At 50.2% G+C, this 15,155-nt stretch carries 17 protein-coding genes and 1 riboswitch; of the genes, 3 read left to right on the top strand and 14 right to left on the bottom strand.

The window, feature by feature from the left end; translation table 11 throughout:
• Positions 1 to 230 precede the first annotated feature (230 nt).
• Positions 231 to 680 carry an RNA recognition motif domain-containing protein gene (locus ACXAD4_RS29300; RefSeq protein ID WP_317525096.1) on the top strand — a complete coding sequence of 150 codons (450 nt, stop codon included), beginning with the start codon at positions 231 to 233 and terminating at the stop codon, positions 678 to 680.
• Here the strand turns inward: ACXAD4_RS29300 and murI are convergent.
• From murI to ACXAD4_RS29285, 3 genes are all read right to left on the bottom strand, one after another.
• On the bottom strand, positions 652 to 1,437 hold the full coding sequence (murI, locus tag ACXAD4_RS29295) for a glutamate racemase (RefSeq protein WP_475245804.1): 786 nt from the start codon (positions 1,435 to 1,437) through the stop codon (positions 652 to 654). The two genes, ACXAD4_RS29300 and murI, sit on opposite strands and share 29 nt — an antisense overlap.
• 81 nt (positions 1,438 to 1,518) lie before the next feature.
• Complete coding sequence (locus ACXAD4_RS29290) at positions 1,519 to 2,196, bottom strand: Dph6-related ATP pyrophosphatase (protein WP_475245803.1); 678 nt, start codon at positions 2,194 to 2,196, stop codon at positions 1,519 to 1,521.
• A 62-nt stretch (positions 2,197 to 2,258) separates the two neighbouring features.
• Positions 2,259 to 4,073, bottom strand: coding sequence for a TonB-dependent receptor domain-containing protein (locus ACXAD4_RS29285; protein ID WP_475245802.1), 1,815 nt, complete (start codon positions 4,071 to 4,073; stop codon positions 2,259 to 2,261).
• Between the two features lie 39 nt (positions 4,074 to 4,112).
• Positions 4,113 to 4,338, bottom strand: a riboswitch (cobalamin riboswitch).
• Positions 4,339 to 4,484: 146 nt separating this feature from the next.
• Between ACXAD4_RS29285 and trmA the strand changes: the two genes are divergently transcribed.
• Complete coding sequence (gene trmA / locus ACXAD4_RS29280) at positions 4,485 to 5,591, top strand: tRNA (uridine(54)-C5)-methyltransferase TrmA (protein WP_475245801.1); 1,107 nt, start codon at positions 4,485 to 4,487, stop codon at positions 5,589 to 5,591.
• Positions 5,592 to 5,652: 61 nt separating this feature from the next.
• Here the strand turns inward: trmA and ACXAD4_RS29275 are convergent, their stop codons facing one another.
• Positions 5,653 to 6,024: a YijD family membrane protein gene (locus tag ACXAD4_RS29275; RefSeq protein WP_475245800.1), complete on the bottom strand. Its 372-nt coding sequence runs from the start codon at positions 6,022 to 6,024 to the stop codon at positions 5,653 to 5,655.
• 23 nt (positions 6,025 to 6,047) lie between these two features.
• A complete protein-coding gene (gene fabR / locus ACXAD4_RS29270; RefSeq protein ID WP_317525091.1) occupies positions 6,048 to 6,680 on the bottom strand; it encodes an HTH-type transcriptional repressor FabR in 633 nt (210 codons plus the stop codon).
• Between the two features lie 317 nt (positions 6,681 to 6,997).
• On the opposite strand from fabR, the gene sthA reads away from it, so the two are divergent.
• Positions 6,998 to 8,413, top strand: coding sequence for a Si-specific NAD(P)(+) transhydrogenase (gene sthA / locus ACXAD4_RS29265; RefSeq protein ID WP_475245798.1), 1,416 nt, complete (start codon positions 6,998 to 7,000; stop codon positions 8,411 to 8,413).
• A gap of 78 nt (positions 8,414 to 8,491) precedes the next feature.
• Here sthA and cysQ read toward each other — a convergent pair whose 3' ends face one another.
• From cysQ to gspH, 9 genes are all read right to left on the bottom strand, one after another.
• Complete coding sequence (gene cysQ, locus ACXAD4_RS29260; protein WP_475245797.1) at positions 8,492 to 9,331, bottom strand: 3'(2'),5'-bisphosphate nucleotidase CysQ; 840 nt, start codon at positions 9,329 to 9,331, stop codon at positions 8,492 to 8,494.
• 8 nt (positions 9,332 to 9,339) lie between these two features.
• Positions 9,340 to 9,891: an ADP compounds hydrolase NudE gene (nudE, locus tag ACXAD4_RS29255; RefSeq protein ID WP_475245796.1), complete on the bottom strand. Its 552-nt coding sequence runs from the start codon at positions 9,889 to 9,891 to the stop codon at positions 9,340 to 9,342.
• Between the two features lie 144 nt (positions 9,892 to 10,035).
• Positions 10,036 to 10,794 (bottom strand): type II secretion system protein N, encoded by a 759-nt coding sequence (locus tag ACXAD4_RS29250; protein ID WP_475245795.1) that lies wholly within the window; start codon positions 10,792 to 10,794, stop codon positions 10,036 to 10,038.
• Between the two features lie 2 nt (positions 10,795 to 10,796).
• Positions 10,797 to 11,273 carry a type II secretion system protein M gene (locus tag ACXAD4_RS29245; protein ID WP_475245794.1) on the bottom strand — a complete coding sequence of 159 codons (477 nt, stop codon included), beginning with the start codon at positions 11,271 to 11,273 and terminating at the stop codon, positions 10,797 to 10,799.
• On the bottom strand, positions 11,270 to 12,541 hold the full coding sequence (gene gspL, locus ACXAD4_RS29240; protein ID WP_475245792.1) for a type II secretion system protein GspL: 1,272 nt from the start codon (positions 12,539 to 12,541) through the stop codon (positions 11,270 to 11,272). The genes ACXAD4_RS29245 and gspL overlap by 4 nt, the downstream gene beginning before the upstream one ends.
• Positions 12,510 to 13,538, bottom strand: a complete 1,029-nt coding sequence (gene gspK / locus ACXAD4_RS29235; protein WP_475245791.1) for a type II secretion system minor pseudopilin GspK — start codon at positions 13,536 to 13,538, stop codon at positions 12,510 to 12,512. The genes gspL and gspK overlap by 32 nt, the downstream gene beginning before the upstream one ends.
• A complete protein-coding gene (gene gspJ, locus ACXAD4_RS29230) occupies positions 13,528 to 14,199 on the bottom strand; it encodes a type II secretion system minor pseudopilin GspJ (RefSeq protein WP_475245790.1) in 672 nt (223 codons plus the stop codon). The genes gspK and gspJ overlap by 11 nt, the downstream gene beginning before the upstream one ends.
• Complete coding sequence (gene gspI, locus ACXAD4_RS29225; protein ID WP_317525080.1) at positions 14,186 to 14,566, bottom strand: type II secretion system minor pseudopilin GspI; 381 nt, start codon at positions 14,564 to 14,566, stop codon at positions 14,186 to 14,188. Before gspI ends, gspJ begins: the two co-directional genes overlap by 14 nt.
• Positions 14,563 to 15,153 carry a type II secretion system minor pseudopilin GspH gene (gene gspH / locus ACXAD4_RS29220; RefSeq protein WP_475245788.1) on the bottom strand — a complete coding sequence of 197 codons (591 nt, stop codon included), beginning with the start codon at positions 15,151 to 15,153 and terminating at the stop codon, positions 14,563 to 14,565. The genes gspI and gspH overlap by 4 nt, the downstream gene beginning before the upstream one ends.
• Positions 15,154 to 15,155 lie beyond the last annotated feature (2 nt).

Raw genomic sequence — 15,155 nt, 5'->3', positions numbered from 1 at the left:
CGGCATTATAGAGACTTGATTCATCCTGACAAGGGTTTTCTTTAAAAAAATTTCCACCTGCCGATTATTTCAACTAATGTGAGATAAACGGCTCTAATTTCAACATTAGAGGGCCGTCACACTCACAATCTAGCAATTCCAAGTCAATGAAAGTAATATCAATGTGACTTTGTTGTTAAAATAACCAATAACGCCTTCTTTCTTTTTTCTTATGACGATGTAGTTAACTTATGAAATTATCCAAACAATCTCTTATGCCGGTTCTCGCAATCGCCGTTGTTGGGGGCTTAGTATTTAGTTTTCTCCCCATCTATCCCGGAATAGCCTTCGCGCTTGGTGCGATTTGTACTGCTTATATCCTGCCGCTTATTCCTACCCAATCTTCTTCTGCAGAATCAAATACCGCGCAAGCCAGTAAAACCCTCTATGTTGGCAACCTGCCATATCGGGCTAATGAAAGTGAAGTAAAGAAACTGTTTTCCGAACATGGTGAAGTCTTTGCTGTCCGCTTAATGAAAGATAAGCGAACAGGTAAGAGACGAGGATTTGGTTTTGTTGTAATGAGCAGCAACGATGCTGATAACGCTATTGCTCAATTAAATGACAAGGAATACGGCCAGCGCACATTGAAAGTCCGTGAAGCCAATGAACCTAAAGGCGGGGATAGTGAAGAGTCTTAACAGGCTCTAGCTGCATTGCTGCCAAGCTACAATTGAGTGCCGCTGTGTTATTACCAGCGGCACTGTTGTATGTAAGGTTTGGTTCTCTGCTGGTTACTGTCACTTCCCCCAACAAATCTTTAACCCTATTGGCGATAGCTCGCCCTGAGTCAACAATAGTGACGTCCCCATCAAGTGCTTGGGTGATCTCATCCCTAATTAATGGGAAATGAGTGCATCCCAAGACAATACAGTCAACCACGTTGCGCCATGGCTTTAATATCTTTTCAAGCTCGGCAATCGAAATAGCCTGACCGCGAAGTTTTTGCTCGGCCATCTCAACTAACCGTGTAGAGCCAATTCTCAGTACTTCACAATGGCTGGCAAACTGGCTAATAAGTAACTCGGTATATTCACGCTGTACTGTTGCCGGTGTTGCTAATAAGCCAATCACTTTTCGCTCGCTAAGCATTGCGGCTGGTTTAATAGCAGGTACGACACCAACAACCGGAATAGATAAAACGTCACGTAATGTTGGTAACACAATGGTACTGGCAGTATTGCAAGCAACAACAACTAAATCGACAGAGTGGCGTTCAGCCAGAAGCGAAACGATATGACGAGTACGAGCGATTAATTCGCCTTCAGGCAATTCACCATAAGGAAAAGCTGCATCATCGAATGCATAGATATATTGAACGTTAGGCAACTGCGCATATATTTCCTGATATACGGACAATCCACCCACACCGGAATCAAAAATCAGTACCCGTTTCACTCTTATACTCTGTCGTATTGCTTACAAGGTGCAACATCATACTGCGAATTGTATGCTTCACCAAAATACCCAAGGTAATTTTTAAGTTAGACAATAGCGCTGATAATGAAAGCGACTTTGCTTTTCTATTTCTGTTAATTCCAGTTTCAATAAGCCGTCAAAGCATGGAGCTTCAACAACGAGTGTATGGAATTCACCGTCTTCACCACATGGGTCGACACCGTTTGGCAATGACTCAATGAGTTCACGGTTATACCACCGGCCGCAAAAGTCGCCATCTAGTTGGCTAGTATCAACCGTTGTTAGCAAAGTTTTGATCCCGCGCTCAAGTATTTCGTCAGCCAAGATTCTGCTGTCTTGCCCCATTAAAGGGAAGACACACTGCCAGCCAGCAGGTTCGATATAACTACGGCGATAATCGGCAATGCCATTACAGAACATATCCCCGAAAGCGACAGCCTCAACTCCCAGCCCGCTAGCTCTTAGCCCGTCAATGACCAATGATTGGTAGACGTCATTCGATGGGAACACTTCAGGTAAGGGGATTTCGACTAATGGCAGGCCTGTCAAAGCAGCCTGGGCACGGACAACGTTCAAAGGTGTTGCCTGGAACGGGACTTCATTTTCAACATAGGTGGTATAGAGACCCACCACGTCATAGCGAGGATCTTCCAAGAGTCGGATAAGGGTAAGGGTCGAGTCTTTACCGGAAGACCAGCTGACAATAGTTTTAAGGGGATGGGTTTTAAGTGGACGCATCACTACGGCTCCTAAGAAATGGCTCCAAGAAAAAAGCCACCAGCAGGTGGCTTTTTATGAGGTTAGAACTGGTAGGTTACGGTGGCGTAGTAGCTACGCTCTTGGACGTTATAGGTATCCTTAGCCACGTAGTCTTCGTCAAACAAGTTTGCCACCCGCCCGCGCAAGATCAGGTTCTCACTCCAGTAATAGCTAGCGGCCAAATCCACTAAGGTATACGCATCCAAGCTATTTGTATTGGCAGCATCTTCATAACTCTTGCCTTTGTACAAAGCACTGACATCGAATTGCCATTGATCAAGCAAATAAGAGACATTCCACTTGGCATTGTGCTTAGAACGGCGGATCAGTTGCTTGTTAGTTTTACTATCCTCGGCATCCAAGTAGTCGTAGCTAACATCGTGGTAAAGCGGGCCGGTATTAAACCCTGCCGTCAGCTCTACCCCTTTTATCTCGGCTTCGTCGACATTCATCGGCTTCCATATCAAACTACCTGGCTCGATAGGCGCCCAAGCGATTAGCTGATCAATCTCAGACTGATAGGCTGTTACCCGCCAGTCTACCAACTGGTGTGAACCCGATAATGACACTTCGTAGTTGGTTGACTCCTCTGGCTCTAGGTCCGGGTTACCGGAGTCAGGCCAGTAAAGGTCATTAAATGTCGGTGCTTTGAACGCTGTCCCCACATTGGCAGAGATCTGATAGTTAGAAAGGAAAGAGTAGGCAGCAGCTAACTGCCAGGTGTTATTACGCCCATAACTATCGTTATCGTCCGTCCTCACACTGCCTTCAAGCTGCAAGCCCATGTCGTTACGGTAAATAGAAGTCAGGTAAAGCGCCGTATTGTCACGTTCATCCTCGGCAAGGACTGTCGTGCTGTTGGATACCGAGTCACGGTACCACTCAAAACCGCCACCAAACTCAAGTTCTGAAGTGAGTTGGTAATGGTTTTGCCAATTCACCACATCTCGCTTGGTTTTAATTTTGCTTCCGGCGCTGATATCACTGAAGTTGCGTGCTTCATCCTGGTTCTGGGCAACTGTCACTACACTAATAAAGTCATCAGTGGTGTAACCGGCTTTAGCTGCCACGTTATATAGGGAGGCTTCGCTTTGGGCGTTTGGGGCACCATACGCGTCATCGTATTCTGCCTCACCGTCGTGATAATAGCCTTGCAGGCTCAACTTCCAGTTATCATTCAACTGAGTTCCTAGCTCCACAACAACATTTTTCTGCTTAAAGCCATCATCATCTTGTTCAAAGGGTGGCTTGCGTGCCGAGAAGCCATCAGCCTCTTCACCTTTAACAGCCAACTTGCCCCAGCTACTTTCTCCCAGCTTACCCGCTACAGAACCACCAAGTTGATAATAGCCATCACTGCCAGCGCCAGCTGTAACTTGTGCCAATTGCTCGCCAGACTGGTACTCAGTGATGATGTTTAGCACACCACCCACGGCATCAGAGCCATACAAAGCAGCACGCGAGCCACGAATGAATTCGATTCGCTCGATACCAGTTAAAGGGATTTGGCTAAAATCAGCACTGCCAAGCGTGGCACTGCCAATACGCACACCATTGATCATCACCAATAGATGACGAGATGTGGTACCGCGAACATACACTTCAGTGTTCTGGCCATACCCGCCGGAGACAACCTGCACACCCGGCAGACGGCGCAATACCTCTGCTAGGGACTTGGCCTGAATCGCATCAATCTCTTCTTTGGTGACGATAGAAACGGGGGCAATGACATTTTTGACAGATTGCTCAAATCGATTGGCAGTCACCACCATGACTTCATCAGAAGAAGTCTCAGCGGAAACCAAAGACGGCAGGCACAAGGGTGCCAACGCCACTGCTAAAAGCGTTTTTTTCATTTTTTAGATATCCTAAGTCGCGTTGATTACTGAGCTCTTGGGAGGCTCAATACACTGGTCGGTCTTCGGACTTAAGAGCGTGGCCGGACGGCCGCCTAGGCAACAACTTCCCACTTCAGGCACCTGCATTGCGCAGATTGTAGAAGCAGTGTTCGGAACTGAACGTCCATGTGCTTTCGTTCTCTTTCACCGCTGCGCGTCAGTCACGGAATTTCACCGTGTTCCCCAGCCTGCAAGCAGGCTAACCAGCGCAATTGCATGCTAATTATCCTACATTCGATTGTCTAGTGGTTATTGCCACAGGGACAAAATATAGAGGTATTCACTATTTTATCTGGCGCAACACTGGACATCGGTCAACAATGCAATAAAATCTGGCGCTCTTATTTTGAGCAGTTTGAGGCAACCTCTATGGCATCCACCACTATCAATCCAGCTGAGTACCAACCACAGCTAGATGAAAAGGCAGCGCGTATTCAAAATATCTTTGCCGATTTTGATACACCTGAGCTTGAGGTGTTTGCCTCTCCTGCCGAACATTACCGTATGCGTGCTGAGTTCCGCGTATGGCATGAAGGTGAAGATCTTTACTACATCATGTTCAACCAAGAGACACGCGAAAAGTACCGCGTGGATCAGTTCCCGGCAGCCAGCCGTCTGATCAATGACCTGATGCCGCTGTTGGTTGATGCACTGAAGCCGGTAAAAGCCCTTCGCCACAAACTGTTCCAGGTAGACTTCCTGTCGACCCTAAGCGGTGAGATCCTGGTTTCCCTGCTGTACCACCGCCAGCTAGATGCCGAGTGGGAAAAGGAAGCCAAGGCACTGAAGCAACGCCTGAATGACGAAGGCTTCAACCTGAACTTCATTGGTCGTGCCCGTAAGCAGAAAATTGTCCTAGACCAAGAGTTCGTGATTGAAAAGCTACAGGTTAACGACCGTGTACTGACTTACAAGCAGGTGGAAAATAGTTTCACCCAGCCAAACGGCGAAGTTGCCCAGAAGATGCTGGAATGGGCGGTTGACTGCACCCAGGAGAGCCAAGGTGATCTGCTGGAGCTGTACTGTGGTAACGGTAACTTCTCACTGGCCCTTGCCCAGAACTTCGAGCGAGTACTGGCAACAGAGCTGGCCAAGCCATCGGTTGACTCTGCACAGTACAACATTGCCGTGAACAACATCGACAATGTACAAATCATCCGTATGTCTGCCGAAGACTTTACCGATGCAATGGAAGGCCGTCGTGAGTTCCGCCGCCTGAAAGATCAGAACATCGATCTGCAAAGCTACAACTGCAACACGATTTTCGTTGATCCACCACGCGCCGGTATGGATGAAGGTACCTGCCGTATGGTTCAGGGCTATGACCGTATCATGTATATTTCATGCAACCCGGATACGCTGAAAGACAACCTAGAGATTTTGTCTGAAACGCACCGTATTACGCGCTTTGCCCTGTTTGATCAGTTCCCATATACCCATCATATGGAAGCAGGGGTACTACTCGAGCGTAAGTAACGCAATACAAACAAAAAAGGCGCCAACCGGCGCCTTTTTTTATGTCTATGTCTAGGGGCAATTAAGCTTCAGACTGTGATTTTGGAGACATGATACCAAGTTTATACGCCACCCAGATAATCAAGCTAAGCGATACGATCAACTGGAAGTAGTTCGAACCCATGTCCGGTACCTGGGCGCGGACAAAACCAGAGTAGCCAAATGCACCAACGAGGAAACAGGCAAATGCAATTGCCGGGGTACCTTCAGCCATTGGCTTGCTCAAGTACTCCTGGTACAGGCAGTACAGAGCCAATGCGAATGCAATCACTGGGAAGATAGAAAACGCCACTGCGCTTGAAGTAAACACTGACAGTGTCGCACTGCCACACAGGCCCGCTAGCAATGACAGTACCAGCGTTTTGCGTTCAGCTTTAGTTTGTTCCTTGTTCATATCCTTTCACCAACATTATAAAGTTAGAGTTTTTGCCTGAGCTCTCTGCGCTCACGCTCTTTACGGTACCAATAAGCACCTTTTGCAATCATTCTTAATTGCATAATCAATCTTTCTGCATGCTCACCGCGGGCTTGGTTGTCCAAATCCAGTGCCTCTGCGCCTGAACTGAAAACTAGAGTCACCGAGGCTTCTGCCTGGGTAAACGCTTCTTCATGGGTCACACCTGTTTTGGCCACGAGGTATTCCGTTAGTTCCGCGACAAAGTGCTGGATCTCTCGGGCTACAGCGGCACGAAATGCCGGTGAGGTACCGGAACGCTCACGCAACAGCAAACGAAATACGTTCGGGCTGCTATCGATGAACTCCATAAAAGTTTCGACCGATGTCCGGATCACACTGCCTTCTTTGGCAATCCGCTGACGGGCTTGGCGCATAAGCTGACGTAAGATCAAGCCACCTTCATCAACCATCGTCAGACCAAGCTCATCCATATCTTTAAAGTGGCGGTAGAACGAAGTCGGCGCAATGCCTGCTTCTCTAGCCACTTCCCGCAAGCTTAAATTAGAAAAGCTGCGTTCAGCACTTAACTGATTGAAGGCAGCATCAATCAGTGAACGGCGGGTTTTTTCTTTCTGCTGAGCCCTGATTCCCATGGGGTTTTTGTTTCTCTTTGAATTATCTTGCGTCAAATTGATAGTCACTATACGCGCTTTTTCACTGCCATCAAAACATAGTAAATCCTGACTGGCGCTTAATCAAAGCCGTTCTTACCAGTTTTTCTAGTAGCTCACAAACTCCACCACCAGCCGGGCGGTAAACAAAACCTCCACCTACCTCCAACTTTTGCTGCAAAAATAAAGCAGCAACGTGATCGTCCGCTCCCTATCGCAGCGCACTCATTCTACCTTGCTTTAGAAAAAGTTAAAATAACGCGGTAGCAATGTTGCAAGGATGATAAATAAGGCCAAGCATGACAAAAAGCAAACACTCTTCAACCCAACACTTTGATGCCATTATCATTGGCAGTGGTCCTGGTGGTGAAGGGGCGGCCATGGGGCTAACCAAAGCCGGATTCAATGTGGCAATAATTGAGCGTGAAGACAGTGTTGGTGGCGGCTGTACCCACTGGGGAACCATCCCTTCCAAAGCGCTGCGCCATGCTGTCAGCCGAATCATCGAATACAACCAGAACCCGCTCTACTGCAAGAATAACTCCACCCTGCACAGCACCTTCAGCCAAATCCTCGGCCATGCCCAAGACGTGGTCAACAAACAGACCCGAATGCGCCAGGGCTTTTACGATCGCAACCAGTGCAGCATCATTTTCGGTGAAGCATGTTTTACCGGCACCCACAGTGTGGTCGTGAAAAAGCCCGATGGCAGCAAAGAGCACTACACTGCCGACAAGTTTGTCATCGCCACCGGCTCTCGCCCTTACCAGCCAAGTGATGTCGACTTTAGCCATAGCCGGGTCTATGACAGCGATTCCATTTTGCAGCTCAAACATGATCCCCGCCATATCATCATCTATGGCGCAGGCGTGATCGGCAGCGAGTATGCCTCGATATTCCGCGGTCTTGGGGTCAAAGTGGATTTGATCAATACCCGGGACCGCCTGCTGGAGTTCCTCGACAACGAAATCTCCGATTCTCTGTCCTACCACTTCTGGAACAGCGGGGTGATGATCCGTAACGGGGAAGTCTACGACCAAATAGAAGGGACCGAAGACGGGGTGATCCTGCACCTGAAGTCCGGCAAGAAGATGCGTGCCGACTGCCTGCTTTATGCCAACGGACGTACCGGTAATACCGACAAGCTTAATTTGGATAAGGTTGGCCTGAAGCCAGACTCCCGCGGCCAGCTCAAGGTCAACCAGAACTACTGCACCGATGTTGAGCACATCTATGCCGTCGGTGATGTGATTGGCTACCCAAGTCTTGCTAGTGCCGCCTATGACCAGGGCCGATTTGTGGCACAGGCCATTGCCAGTGGTGCCGCCGAAGGCCAGCTCATAGACCATATCCCGACCGGGATCTACACCATTCCGGAAATCAGCTCAGTGGGTAAAACCGAACAAGAACTCACAGCGGAAAAAGTCCCCTACGAGGTGGGTCGTTCGCAATTCAAACACCTTGCCCGAGCCCAAATAGCGGGGACAGAAGTGGGCAGTTTGAAGATCCTTTTCCATCGTGAAACCCGAGAGATCCTCGGGATCCATTGCTTCGGTGAGCGTGCTGCAGAGATCATCCATATCGGACAGGCGATCATGGAGCAAAAAGGGGAAGGAAATAATATCAACTACTTCGTCAATACTACCTTTAACTACCCGACGATGGCCGAAGCCTTCCGGGTCGCTGCGTTAAATGGCCTAAACCGGCTGTTCTAGTTACCTTTAACTTGGCAGAGCAGCCTCAAATAAAAACGGAGCCACTTTGGCTCCGCTTTTTTGTCTATTGTTTTCTGTTTACTGTTCGCTGATTTCCATTAACCGATTATCCGGCGTCAATATCGATGACCACGGCAAGCTCTCATCACCCAAGGTGATAAAATTAGGATTCTCTAGTGTATCGCGCTCATTGTAGGACAAAGGCGTTAGGTGGGTATTGAGGATACGCCCTCCCGCTTCTTCAACAATGCACTGGGTAGCAGCCGTATCCCACTCGCCTGTCGGTCCAAGGCGTAGATAGCAATCCACCGCCCCTTCAGCCACCAAACAAGACTTAAGCGCAGCAGAGCCTAGTGGTACCAAGTCATAGTTAAGGGCAGGATCCAACCGATTGGTAATAGCGCTAATATCCTGACGACGACTGATCGCCACAGCTATCGACTGGGTCGGTAGCTCATGCTTATGGGTAGAAATACGCACCGTCTCGCCTTCCGGCGTCGTTTTCCATGCGCCTTTACCATTATAAGCGTAATACACCACACCGGATACCGGCGCATAAACCACACCCATTGTCGGCGTATTGTTATCGACCAAGGCAATGATAGTCGCGAAGTCACCGCTTCCCGCGATGAACTCCTGGGTACCATCGAGCGGATCCACCAGCCAGTATCGCTGCCACTTGGCACGCTCGGTCAATGGCACATCGGCATCTTCTTCCGACAATACCGGTATATCTGGTGTTAATTCCGATAGACGCTGGACAACCAACTTGTGCGCAGCCAAATCAGCACTGGTAACTGGAGTGTTATCATTCTTTACTTGTTTTTCAAACTGGCCGCGTTGGTAGATATCCAAAATCACTTGCCCTGAAGAGCGGGCAATATCGATAACTTGAGGTAACAGGTGAGATAAGTCCATATTCGTTCCTATTTTCCAAGTTGCTTCAGGGCCAGGAACAAGGCGGTGATGCTTCTTGCTTCGGCAAAATCCATATGATGCAGCAGCTCTTCCGCTTGGCTTAATGGCCAGCGTACGATTTGCAATGGCTCTGGTTCATCACCATCGAGTTGTTCCGGATAGAGATCCTGCGCGAGGAACAAGGTCATTTTGCTCGAAAAGTACGACGGTGCCAGCACGACTTCCTTTAATGGTTGCAGTGCCTTGGCGCCAAAGCCGATCTCTTCCTTCAATTCACGGTTTGCCGCTTCGGCTGCCGATTCACCTTGGTCAATCAGCCCTTTGGGGAAGCCAAGTTCATAGCGTTCGGTTCCTGCGGAGTACTCTCGGATCAGTAACAGATCGCCTTGCTCGGTCACCGGCACAACCAACACTGCATGGCGCCCCGATGGTTTCATCCGCTCATAGGTGCGCTCGACGCCATTGGAAAAGCGTAAATCGAGCGACTCAATCTTGAACAGTCGGGATTGGGCAACGACTTCTGTTGCCAAAATTTCAGGTTTGTTGTGTTCCGCAGCCATGTAATGTCCTATTCCTGGGAAAGCGGGCTACCGCCATTGAAGCGGTAACCAAGACAATAACTGCTATTTAATGGCAAGCCGCAAAGGAAATAAAGTAGTTTGTGAGGAAAACGTTAACCCGACTAACAAAGTCGGGTATTACGATTATAGGCGCCCGTTATACGAAATTTTGTACTGACCTTTAGGATCGGGGTTGCCTAACCACTTGAGTTGCTGGCCGAGCTGAGGCGGGAATTGTGCCCCGGGTTTGAACCAACCCGACAACGAATAGGTATTACCTGGCGCAAGGGAAGCCTGCCATTCACTGGCCACATCATCCGAAGACTGGGCGATATCGGCGAGCAACTTACCTTGGTCACAGGTCAAGTCAGCGATAACCGGCCCAGGCTCTAATGACCCAAGCGGTGAAGAGACTTGAGCTGCAGTCCACGCCAATGCGCCATCTAGTTGTGCACAATATGGTGCTGCAAATTGGTAGTTGCGAAGTGTCAGCTCCAGATTTCCGTTAACAACAACCGGCAACGCCGTTGGAGAGTACTTGATGACTTCACTGGCCGGCATCGAGACCAATAGGTTCTCGGCAAATGGCCCATTGCTGCTATAACCCACCAGACCTCGGCCTTGCAAATTCATTTCACTGCCTTGGCCAAAGCGGATGTCCATTTTCACTTTTCCGGTCAGCAAAGAGAGGATTTGCATATCCCACTGCACCCGGCCAAAGCTCTTTCCCTGCCAGCGGATCTGGCTGGCTGTTCCCTGCCACGGGGTACCGCGGATGCCAGAGATATCCAACCCTTGAATTGTCGGAGCCTGTTGCCATACCCAGCTTGCGGGAATATGAGCCACCAAGCTTCCTACCAACACCACGCCAAACGAGGCACCCAGTAATAACTTATATTTCACGCTTACCCCCGCCCTAACTGCAAGCGGTTAACTTCAACAACACCAGTTCGATCGGCTTTCGACACATCCAAAAACTGGGCATCAATACCGTGCTCATCACGCAAAAAGGCCAGCCAGTTTATCAAGGTGTTAAACGGTAATGGCTGCACCCACACCTGAACGGCTTCGCTACGCGGTTGCATACGGATCAGTTCTATATTGAACTGGCGAGTAGTTTCATTGACAACCTGATTCAGCCCTTTATCACTGACCGAGCCCGTAGAGCCGGTTGACGCTCGCAATGACAAGATTTCATCGGCTTTAGTCGATACCCAGCTCAGCAACTGTCGCTCAGTCTGCAAACGGCGCTCGGCATTCTCGGCGTTGGTTGCCAGTGGCTGCCATATCCCCCAATACAATACGGCGATAACCAGGGCAATGCCTCCACCCAGCACCAATCTCTGCTCGCGCTGGCTTAAGCCTTTCCACCACGCATTCATGATTTTCTCCTTAACACGATGGCACCGGTTACCTGATTTCCTTCGCGGTTCAGCTGACCCAGCTCAACGTCAAAATCTTCATCTAACAAGGTTCTGAGCTGCTCAAAATGCTGGAACTCAGAGGCTACCGCCTGAAAGCGCATTTCATTGCGATTCTGATCATAACGGAAGTTCTGCACCGACAACTGTGAGACCTTAGCCAGTGATGGCTGCAACTCAGCTAGCCAATACAAAATGCCTTCCGTGCTGCCGCCACCACCCAAACGGGACAACTCACTGTCCATTTGTCTTCTGAGGTAGCTCTGCGACGGGACTCGCTGGAACTGAGGCAGTACCTGGCGGAAAATACGCTCGCTTTCTGCCTTGTACGCTTGTGCCTGCGCTTCCATCGCCTGTACGGAAATGACATGCTCTGCAACCAGCACCGACAACAACACCCCAGCAGCGATAGCCACCTTGCGCCAAGGCTTAAGGTATTTGCGCCATGCCGGCTGTTGCTTGTACTGACCCGACAGCAAATTCACCTTACTGTCTGCAGCTCCTTGTGCAAGAAGCTGCATCACCAGCTCTGGCGTTTCCGCCTGCCAGACACCCGGCATACCCTCAGGAGCCTGGGTGTAGTAATGCACCACGAGTTCATCACTTGCCGACTCATCATCTTCCGAAGCTTCTTGATCGTCAGTGGCTTCACTAACGTCTTCATCCTGGGCTGTCGCGACCATCTGTGATTGCAGCCAAGGTGCTAACCAAGATCTATCCGCCCCGACCCCTAGGGATTCCGATTGACGGATCAGCCACATACCATCGAGCTCTGCGGCGGTGAAGCCATTGTCGAATAGCGGTAGACACAGGCAATCAGGGAGCAGTGCCTTGATTTCGATACCGGCATCATCTAATGCCGCCAACCACAAGGCGACTTTTTGATGTTCCACCACCGCCACCTGCGCCATATCTCCGCTTTTCTGTAGCAGGTGAACATGCAGGTTATCGACATCCTGAGCCAGCTCTTCTTCCATTAAAAATGGCAATACGGTAGATAACTGCCGACTGCTTCCGGCAGGGATAGCAACCTCTGTCATCAATACATCAGAAGCCGGTACCAGAGCATACACAATGCGTTGGCTAGCATAGTCCGCGATTTCGTTGAGCTGGCTGATGGCATCCAGCTGACCCGATGCGATGACTTCTTTTTGTTGTGGCGACCAGACAAGCCATTGCAGCGGCTGGTCAGCACGGCTACTTAGCCTGATTGTCAGAAATTCGCTCACTAATTCCTCCATAACGGCGACGTACAACCGTCACCGTGTCTTCACTATCTCGTTTGAGCAAGGCCACCAGCCTCACCCTGGATCGATCGACCAATACCTCGGTATCCATCTGAAAATAATCACTACTGATCGCCAGAAACTCCTTGGCCTGATCTTTTATCGTGGCATCAATACTGCCTAGCTGAGACACCCCAAGGAAGTCATCCACACTATCCCAACCGTCATAAGGCCGGTCGGCAATCAGATTCTGGGCATCTGACAACGACAGTCGCGATGAAAACAATGCCACCAATATTGGCGCTTGGTGCTCATAGAGCGTATTGACGTTAATGGCCAATGTGGTGGTCGGAATCGCACACACCTGATGACGGACCTTGTCAAAAATCGTAGCCGTAACCCCGTTGACTGCCCGCAGTTCACTGGCATCAGCCATCCAATCTCTTGGCGGCAAATAAGGCGGACGGAAACCCTCATAGGTACTGTCACCCGCACCAAAAGCGGCATTGACTCTTTCGTCGGTATCGACATATTCCCATACCGAATCGGCCACCACTTCAGCGTCATAGCTGTCGACACCGGTTTCTTCTATCAGGGTTTGCAATACGGTCACGATGTAAGGCTTGGTGCTACTTCCGGTTGTTGGTTGCACGCCCGACAAAGCATTCAGGTTAAAGCACGCCTGGCGATCAATAATGTCGCCGATAGCCTCACCGCCATCGAGCGGATAGCGTTGGCCTTGAGTGGCCCAGGCCTGGCTCAAGTTGACCGTATCACTGTCATCGATCCCCTGCTTGATCGCCACCTTGGCCAACTCTTCCATCCCCTGGGCATACCAGTAGGCCTGCTGGTTCTGAATTTGGTTTTCGACCCGATAGAAATTGAGGTGCAACCTTTCGGTCATCTGCACTGCCAGCAAGGTCATCAGTGACAGCAGCAACAGCACCACAATCAAGGCTACTCCTCGCTGTTGTTTAGGCGGAGCACATTTACGTGTCATTGCTCGCCTCCAATGCCGAAGTTGGCAGCATGTAGACCCGTTCAATTTCACCGTAGTCTTCAAGCGTCAGTTTGATCATGACACCTTCCGGCAAGGCCGCTGGCTTATCCCAGGTCTCCAGCCATTTTTTCTCACTGTAGAAGCGGAACGACATTTCCTTGACCCCAGGCAAAATCGGCCTGATCAAGGCTTCGGTACCGACCACACTGTCAGGGTAGCGGAACCAAACCCGCTCTAGCTGCTCCTCGACAATCCGGTAGCCCACCTTGACGTTTTCGCCTCGCGGAAACATCTGCTGCGGATTCTGCCAACCGGTACGGGTGAACAAAATGCCATAGCTCGATGAGTCCAGCAGATACTCACTGCTCTGGAAAATGCGGTCGCTGACCGTCTCACCCTGATTGCGGACCTTACGAGCCACCACCTGACGGAAATCATTATCCATCATGACCATCGCCCGCTGGATATCCTTGAGCCGCTCACTGTGCTCGCGAGACTGTTCGTCACTGCGCTGCACGCCGTTCATCACCTGATAAGCCGACAGGCTCAGCATGGCAAACACCGCAATCGCGACCAACACTTCCAGCAAGGTAAAGCCCGCTTGCTTGGTCCTATTCAGGCGAGGGACTCGCTGGCCGGAAGTCGTTTTAATTCTCAACATAAGTTCTCAGCGTTACTACCGACTGCTTGCGTGCTTCATCTGTGGTTACCGTGACGTCCAATGCACGCAAAAAGCCATCTGCCGTCTGGGTGCTGGTTATCGACCAGTACCACTCGCGTCCAGCCAGCTCAGATTTGCCACGTTTGGCCGATGTCGGGATCTCTCCCGACAGCCTTAACTTCGCCATTTCGTTGTCGGCAACCATGGCTGCAAAGGTCTTTTCCTCAAGGTAACCCAAGGTATTTAGGTGCTGGCTGACCGCCTTCATCACACTCAATGCGGCTGTCGCAAACACGGCCAATGCCACCAACACTTCCAGTAAGGTCAGACCCCGAATACGCCTAGGTGAAGAAGATAGATGCCTCATGGTTGGGCCTTCTCCTGCACACTGGCAATGGTCTCGCCCGGTGGTAACAGGAACAATTGCCCCAGCTCATCGGCTTGTACCCGCCAAAACTGGTTTTCACCCGTCACTTCAAACTCCAAGGTAAAAGGGGTGTACTCACCACTGGCCATCACGACCACCTGAGGTGGTTTTATCTTGTCTTTGTCAGTTTGCTCAGCAAACAAGTCTTCATTAAACAGTGACCCCGGCTTGAACAAGCGATCCTTGTCCTGCCAGGAGTAACTGCCGATCTCGACCACCAAACGGACATCTTCCGGCATTTCCACCTCGGTGAAAAACTTGGAAGACTCCAGCGGTTGCCAATCCTGACTGGTTAGCTGAAGAAACTGGTACCGATTACGCTCAACCCGAACACCATAGTCGTACCCATTGAGCAAGGCATCCTCGCCCAGCAACTGGACGAGGTGGTGGAAGCGCGCAGCTTCTTCCCTGACTTTATCTTCCTTGCTCTCGGGCAAGGCAACAATGACTGCCACGGCGCTGGTTGCCAACAGCACCAGCACCAACAGTATTTCAATCAGGGTAAAACCCGCTACACGCTTACTCATCA

The organism is Photobacterium sp. AWH4_225 (assembly GCF_056158405.1).
Note: the sequence above shows the minus strand (reverse complement) of the source record. Positions and strands in the feature narration are given on the sequence as shown.

What these genes read in the sequence shown, in the direction of transcription:
- cysQ (WP_475245797.1), bottom strand. Translation starts at nt 9,331, where the DNA reads ATGGACTTATCTCACCTGTTACCTCAAGTTATCGATATTGCCCGCTCT.
- ACXAD4_RS29285 (WP_475245802.1), bottom strand. Translation starts at nt 4,073, where the DNA reads ATGAAAAAAACGCTTTTAGCAGTGGCGTTGGCACCCTTGTGCCTGCCG.
- sthA (WP_475245798.1), top strand. Translation starts at nt 6,998, where the DNA reads ATGACAAAAAGCAAACACTCTTCAACCCAACACTTTGATGCCATTATC.
- fabR (WP_317525091.1), bottom strand. Translation starts at nt 6,680, where the DNA reads ATGGGAATCAGGGCTCAGCAGAAAGAAAAAACCCGCCGTTCACTGATT.
- gspK (WP_475245791.1), bottom strand. Translation starts at nt 13,538, where the DNA reads ATGACACGTAAATGTGCTCCGCCTAAACAACAGCGAGGAGTAGCCTTG.
- nudE (WP_475245796.1), bottom strand. Translation starts at nt 9,891, where the DNA reads ATGGCTGCGGAACACAACAAACCTGAAATTTTGGCAACAGAAGTCGTT.
- gspJ (WP_475245790.1), bottom strand. Translation starts at nt 14,199, where the DNA reads ATGTTGAGAATTAAAACGACTTCCGGCCAGCGAGTCCCTCGCCTGAAT.
- gspH (WP_475245788.1), bottom strand. Translation starts at nt 15,153, where the DNA reads ATGAGTAAGCGTGTAGCGGGTTTTACCCTGATTGAAATACTGTTGGTG.
- ACXAD4_RS29275 (WP_475245800.1), bottom strand. Translation starts at nt 6,024, where the DNA reads ATGAACAAGGAACAAACTAAAGCTGAACGCAAAACGCTGGTACTGTCA.
- trmA (WP_475245801.1), top strand. Translation starts at nt 4,485, where the DNA reads ATGGCATCCACCACTATCAATCCAGCTGAGTACCAACCACAGCTAGAT.
- ACXAD4_RS29290 (WP_475245803.1), bottom strand. Translation starts at nt 2,196, where the DNA reads ATGCGTCCACTTAAAACCCATCCCCTTAAAACTATTGTCAGCTGGTCT.
- ACXAD4_RS29300 (WP_317525096.1), top strand. Translation starts at nt 231, where the DNA reads ATGAAATTATCCAAACAATCTCTTATGCCGGTTCTCGCAATCGCCGTT.
- gspI (WP_317525080.1), bottom strand. Translation starts at nt 14,566, where the DNA reads ATGAGGCATCTATCTTCTTCACCTAGGCGTATTCGGGGTCTGACCTTA.
- ACXAD4_RS29245 (WP_475245794.1), bottom strand. Translation starts at nt 11,273, where the DNA reads ATGAATGCGTGGTGGAAAGGCTTAAGCCAGCGCGAGCAGAGATTGGTG.